Raw genomic sequence first — 5547 nt, 5'->3', positions numbered from 1 at the left:
GGTAGACGAAGTTCTCTTGCTGCCACTGATAGCCGCCGAAGACGCTGCCGACGAAGCCCTTGGTGCCGACGTCAACATTGTCAACACCCAGATCCTTTTCCTTGGTATGGCCGCTGAAGCCATAGCCGACGTTGAGACCGGCGTAGGGGCCGGCCCACGAAGCGACGGGAAGTTCAGCGATCGGCGCAGGTGCCGGCGGCTCTTCCGAAACCACGTCAGCAGCATAGGCAGTTCCGCTGAGGGCGAAGAGCCCGAGCGCAACGGCCAGCGGCCGTGCGAATTTGAGATTGGCTTGCATTGTTCTTTACTCCTTAAGCCACAGGACACAGGCTTGTTTCTCACGATCGCCATCGACCCGTCCGGGGGGGAAACGGATCTGGCGTTCGTCGGTTCCAAATGTCGTGTCAAAATGCGGCTGAAGCGAACCTGAACTTGGGTCATTCCCCGGCGCAAATGAGGCAGAACCTTGACGTTGCATCTTCGCAACAGCGAAATGGCAGGAACCATCCGGTGCTGCGCTGCACACCGCTTGGTGCAAGGACTCCAGCACCCTATATTGCGGTCGGGCACGCCTGAGTCCAGGGCGGGCCAAGATGCCCAAACGGCCGTTTCGCCACAATGCTGCCCAAGGTGCGAACACCATTTAACGCATGCCGGGCCATATTTCGCCGGCACTGCTTTTTCGGGCCGAAATTGAGGATTGACACCATATGAGCAAAGCCACTGTCACGGCGCTGGTGACGGGCGGGGCCAGGCGGATCGGCAGGGCGATCGTCGAGGATCTCGCCGCGCACGGTTTTGCCGTCGCCATCCATTGCAACCGCTCGCGCAGCGAGGCCGATGCGTTGGCTGCCGAAATCATCGCCGGAGGTGGCCGCGCCGCAGTGGTCGCCGCCGACCTGACCGATATGGACGCCATCGATGACCTTATCGGCGAGGCGCAAGCAGCGCTCGGGCCGCTCTCGCTGCTGGTCAACAACGCGTCGCTGTTCGAGGACGATTCGGTTCTGGATTTCGACTGGCGGGCCTGGGACCGGCACTTTGCCGTCCATGTGAAAGCGCCCGCGCTCCTGGCGCAGAATTTCGCCCGGGCACTACCGGCAGGGCAGGAGGGCCTGATCGTCAACATGATAGACCAGCGCGTCTGGCGGCCGACGCCGCGCTACTTCTCCTATGCACTGTCCAAATCGACGCTGTGGACAGCCACCCAGATGATGGCGCAAGCGCTCGGTCCCCGCGTCCGCGTCAATGCCATCGGCCCGGGGCCGACATTGAAGAACGCGCGTCAGGACGACAGCGATTTTGCAGCCCAAGTCGATGGCTTGATCCTCAAGCGCGGCCCGGAATTGCCGGAATTCGGCGCCACTATCCGCTATCTCTGGGAAGCGCGCTCGGTCACCGGCCAGATGATCGCGCTTGATGGCGGCCAGCATCTTGCGTGGCAGACGCCCGATGTGACAGGCATGACGGAATGAGTCCTGTAGACCACAAAAGCAAGCCGCGCGGCGGCACCGACGATCTGCCCCCCGATATCGACCTCGAGGACGAGGCGGTCGAGGAAATCGTTGAAACCGTCGGTCCCGATGTCGCCTTCACCGCCATCGACTGGACGCCGCATGCCGGCGACGCGGAAGGCATGATCGGCGCCGAGGTGATCCAGACGCTGGTCAAGCGGCTGCCCAACGCGCCCGGCGTCTACCGCATGATGAACGCTGCCGGCGATGTGCTCTATGTCGGCAAGGCACGCAGCCTGAAGAAGCGCGTCACCAACTACGCGCAAGGCCGCTTCCACACCACCCGCATCGGCCGCATGGTGCGCGAAACGTCGACGATGGAGTTCGTCGTCACCCGCACCGAGATCGAAGCGCTGCTGCTCGAAGCCAATCTTATCAAGCGCTTGCGGCCGCGATTCAACGTCCTGATGCGCGACGACAAGTCGTTTCCCTATATCCTCTTGACCGGCGACCATGTCTCGCCGGGCATCTACAAGCATCGCGGCGCGCGCTCGCGCAAAGGCGATTATTTCGGTCCCTTTGCTTCGGCCGGTGCCGTTGGCCGCACCATCAACTCGCTGCAGCGCGCCTTTCTGCTGCGCAGTTGCACCAACTCGTTCTACGAGAACCGCACGCGGCCATGCCTGCTTTATCAGATCAAGCGCTGCGCCGGTCCCTGCACCGGCGAGGTCTCGCACCAGGACTATGCCGAGCTGGTCAATGAGGCGAAGGACTTCTTGTCCGGCCGCAGCCAGAAGGTGAAGACGGAAATCTCGGCCGCCATGCAGCAAGCGTCGGAAGCTCTCGATTTCGAGCGCGCCGCGATCTATCGCGACCGGTTGGCGGCCCTGTCGCATGTGCAGAGCCACCAGGGCATCAATCCGGCGACCGTCGACGAAGCCGATGTCTTCGCCATCCATCAGGAAGGCGGCCAGGTCTGTATCCAGGTGTTCTTTTTCCGCACCGGCCAGAACTGGGGCAACCGCGCCTATTTCCCCAAGGCCGATCCGGCGTTGGAAGCAGCCGAGGTGCTGGGCTCGTTCCTGGCGCAGTTCTATGACGACAAGCCGACGCCGCGGAACATTCTTCTGTCGCATGGCGTCGAGGATCAGGAATTGCTGGCCGAGGCGCTCTCCACCCGCGCCGGCCGCAAGGTCGCAATCTCCGTGCCGCAGCGCGGCGAGAAGAAGGACCTGACCGACAACGCTTTGCAGAATGCCCGCGAAGCGCTCGGACGCCGGCTGGCTGAAACCTCCACCCAGGGACGCCTGCTTGCCGGTTTCGCCGAGACATTCGGCCTGCCGAAGCCGCCAGTGCGCATCGAGGTCTACGACAATTCGCACATCATGGGCACCAATGCCGTCGGCGCCATGGTCGTTGCCGGACCGGAGGGGTTCGTGAAGAACCAGTACCGGAAATTCAACATCCGCTCGACCGAGATCACGCCTGGCGACGATTTCGGCATGATGCGCGAGGTGATGGAACGGCGGTTTTCGCGGTTGCTCAAGGAGCATGGCGATGTCCCGGCTGGGGATGCAGCCGACGGTTCGGCAGACGATATGGAGGACGATATCTCCGGCAGCTTCCCGGCCTGGCCCGATGTCATCCTGATCGACGGTGGCCAGGGCCAGATGACCGCGGTGCGCAAGATCCTCGCCGATCTCGGCATCGAGGACCGCGTGGTTGCCATCGGCATCGCCAAGGGCCAGGACCGCGATGCCGGCCGCGAGCGGTTCTTCGTCAAAGGCAGGGACTCGTTTTCCCTACCGGTCCGCGACCCCGTGCTCTATTTCGTCCAGCGGCTGCGCGATGAGGTTCACCGTTTCGCGATCGGCTCGCATCGGGCTCGCCGCAAGAAGGAAATGGTCAAGAGCCCACTTGATGAGATCAGCGGCATCGGTCCCGGCCGCAAGCGGGCATTGCTGCTGGCATTCGGCACCGCCAAGGCGGTCAGCCGCGCGGCCATCGAGGATCTGCGGAAAGTCGACGGGATTTCCGAGCAGGTGGCGAAACTGGTCTACAATCACTTCCACGAGAGTTGAAAAATCTGGCACTTTCATCTGGCCTGTCGAATCTGGCCTGTTGACCCCCCACATTCGCTTCTGATTTGAGTAGGCAGGCAGAAAGAGTTTCCCGGATATGGCCAAGCGCGCGTTCAACCTGCCCAACATGCTCACCTACGCCCGCATCGTCGCGGTGCCGATGGTGGTGCTGTGCTTTTTTCTCGAAGGACATCTGAAGTCGAGCGACTTTGCCCGGTGGTCGGCGCTGATCATCTTCCTGCTCGCCTCGATCACCGATTATCTGGATGGCTATCTGGCGCGCGCCTGGCAACAGACCTCCAACATCGGCAAGATGCTCGACCCGATCGCTGACAAGCTGCTGGTCGCCACCTGCCTGCTGCTGCTGGCTGCGGACACCGATCGCCATGCGGGCATTGCCGGCTGGTCGTTGTGGGCGGCGATCATCATCCTGTGCCGCGAAATCCTCGTCTCGGGCCTGCGCGAATATCTGGCGGCGCTGAAAGTCTCGGTGCCGGTGACGCAGCTGGCAAAATGGAAGACCGCCATCCAGATGGTCGCCATAGCGTTCCTCTTGGCCGGACCGGCCGGCGACAAGATCTTTCCGCTGACCACCCAGACCGGGCTGGTGCTGCTGTGGATCGCGGCGTTGGTCACACTCTACACCGGCTACGACTATTTCCGCGCCGGCCTCAAGCACATCATGGACGAGTGAGATGACGACCCGGCTCATCTATTTTGCCTGGGTGCGCGAGCGCATCGGCATGCCCGAGGAAGACGTCGACTTGCCGGCTGGCATCGAGACGGTCGCCGATCTCCTGCGCTGGCTGAAATCGCGCGGCGAGGGCTACGAGCACGCGCTGCAATATCCTGACGTCATCCGTGTCGCTATCAACCAGGAGCATGTCGAGCACCGCGAGAAGATCGCGGGCGCCCGCGAAATCGCGCTGTTCCCGCCGATGACCGGGGGCTGAAATGACCGGCGGGATCATACCTGTCGTGCGCATTCAGCGCCAAGATTTTGACGTCGCGGCCGAAATCGCCAGACTGACGCAAGGCCGCGCCGATATCGGCGCCGTGGTGAGCTTCTCAGGCCTTTGCCGCGACGAGCAGGGCGCGCTCTCAGCGCTCGAGCTCGAACACTATCCCGGTATGGCCGAAGCAGAAATCGCCCGCATCGCTGCTGAAGCGGTCGAGCGTTGGCCGTTGCAGGGGCTCACCGCCATCCACCGCCACGGGAAGATCGCGCCCGGCGAGAGCATCGTGCTGGTGGTGGCAGCCTCCGCGCACCGCCATGCGGCGTTCGAGGCGGCGAATTTTCTCATGGACTATCTCAAATCGCGCGCGCCCTTCTGGAAGAAGGAGCATCGGGCTGACGGCTCGGAGGGTGGCTGGGTCGAGGCCAAGGAAGCCGATGCAACGGCCGCGCAACGCTGGAAAGCGTCCGAATAAGATCCGCCGCAGCCATGCATTGACCGCAATCCTTTGGCCAATTGGCGGAATTGGTCAGCCTGGGCATTGGCAACCCGTGGCATTGGCAGCCCAGGGCATTGGCAGCCCGGGGTGAGGGAGATGGTCATGCTGGACAGGATCGCGGAGTTCTTCATCTTCGGTTTCGTGCCTCTGGTCGTCGGCATATTGGCCGTTCCTGAGCAGTCTGTTGCCGCCGAAAAGGCAGTGAGAGGCGAAGTGATCTATCGCGAGCGCATTGCCTTGCCGCCCAGTGCCGTGCTCTCTGTGCAACTTGCCGATGTGTCGCTGGCCGATGCGCCGGCCACCATTATCGGCGAGCAGAAAGTGAAGCCGACCGGCCAGGTGCCGATCAGCTTCGAGATCAAATTCGACCCTTCCGTCATCCGGTCGCAGATGACTTACGCGTTGCAAGCCCGCATCACCGTCGACGACAAGCTCCTGTTCATCTCCGATATGCGCCATCAGGTCGATCCGCTGACCGACGTGCCGCAGACCATCATGCTGAAGATGGTCGCCCCGAACGCCGAGCCGACGGTTTCGGTCTTCGACCAGCTCTGGCT

6 protein-coding genes and 1 pseudogene are annotated in these 5547 nt (G+C 62.6%); 6 read left to right on the top strand and 1 reads right to left on the bottom strand.

What is annotated here, in order from left to right; genetic code table 11:
• Window positions 1–298 (bottom strand): annotated as a pseudogene (locus EN969_RS14670) (porin family protein); the annotation flags it as partial.
• Window positions 299–710: 412 nt separating this feature from the next.
• Here EN969_RS14670 and EN969_RS14665 point away from each other — a divergent pair.
• The 6 genes from EN969_RS14665 to EN969_RS14640 form a co-directional block, all read left to right on the top strand.
• Window positions 711–1475 carry an SDR family oxidoreductase gene (locus EN969_RS14665; RefSeq protein ID WP_013532482.1) on the top strand — a complete coding sequence of 255 codons (765 nt, stop codon included), beginning with the start codon at window positions 711–713 and terminating at the stop codon, window positions 1473–1475.
• Entirely contained in the window at window positions 1472–3535 is a 2064-nt protein-coding gene (uvrC, locus tag EN969_RS14660; protein ID WP_013532481.1) for an excinuclease ABC subunit UvrC, read from the top strand. The genes EN969_RS14665 and uvrC overlap by 4 nt, the downstream gene beginning before the upstream one ends.
• Before the next feature lie 97 nt (window positions 3536–3632).
• Window positions 3633–4229, top strand: a complete 597-nt coding sequence (pgsA, locus tag EN969_RS14655; protein ID WP_013532480.1) for a CDP-diacylglycerol--glycerol-3-phosphate 3-phosphatidyltransferase — start codon at window positions 3633–3635, stop codon at window positions 4227–4229.
• A gap of 1 nt (window position 4230) precedes the next feature.
• Window positions 4231–4488 (top strand): molybdopterin converting factor subunit 1, encoded by a 258-nt coding sequence (gene moaD, locus EN969_RS14650; protein WP_013532479.1) that lies wholly within the window; start codon window positions 4231–4233, stop codon window positions 4486–4488.
• A gap of 1 nt (window position 4489) precedes the next feature.
• Window positions 4490–4966 carry a molybdenum cofactor biosynthesis protein MoaE gene (locus EN969_RS14645; protein WP_013532478.1) on the top strand — a complete coding sequence of 159 codons (477 nt, stop codon included), beginning with the start codon at window positions 4490–4492 and terminating at the stop codon, window positions 4964–4966.
• 126 nt (window positions 4967–5092) lie between these two features.
• On the top strand, window positions 5093–5547 hold a 455-nt coding region (locus tag EN969_RS14640; protein WP_206525158.1), incomplete at its 3' end, for a YbaY family lipoprotein.

It is taken from the genome of Mesorhizobium sp. M7A.F.Ca.CA.003.01.2.1, assembly GCF_003998945.1.
Classification (GTDB): Bacteria; Pseudomonadota; Alphaproteobacteria; order Rhizobiales; family Rhizobiaceae; genus Mesorhizobium; species Mesorhizobium ciceri.
Note: the sequence above shows the minus strand (reverse complement) of the source record. Positions and strands in the feature narration are given on the sequence as shown.

What these genes read in the sequence shown, in the direction of transcription:
- pgsA (WP_013532480.1), top strand. Translation starts at nt 3,633, where the DNA reads ATGGCCAAGCGCGCGTTCAACCTGCCCAACATGCTCACCTACGCCCGC.
- uvrC (WP_013532481.1), top strand. Translation starts at nt 1,472, where the DNA reads ATGAGTCCTGTAGACCACAAAAGCAAGCCGCGCGGCGGCACCGACGAT.
- EN969_RS14665 (WP_013532482.1), top strand. Translation starts at nt 711, where the DNA reads ATGAGCAAAGCCACTGTCACGGCGCTGGTGACGGGCGGGGCCAGGCGG.
- moaD (WP_013532479.1), top strand. Translation starts at nt 4,231, where the DNA reads ATGACGACCCGGCTCATCTATTTTGCCTGGGTGCGCGAGCGCATCGGC.
- EN969_RS14645 (WP_013532478.1), top strand. Translation starts at nt 4,490, where the DNA reads ATGACCGGCGGGATCATACCTGTCGTGCGCATTCAGCGCCAAGATTTT.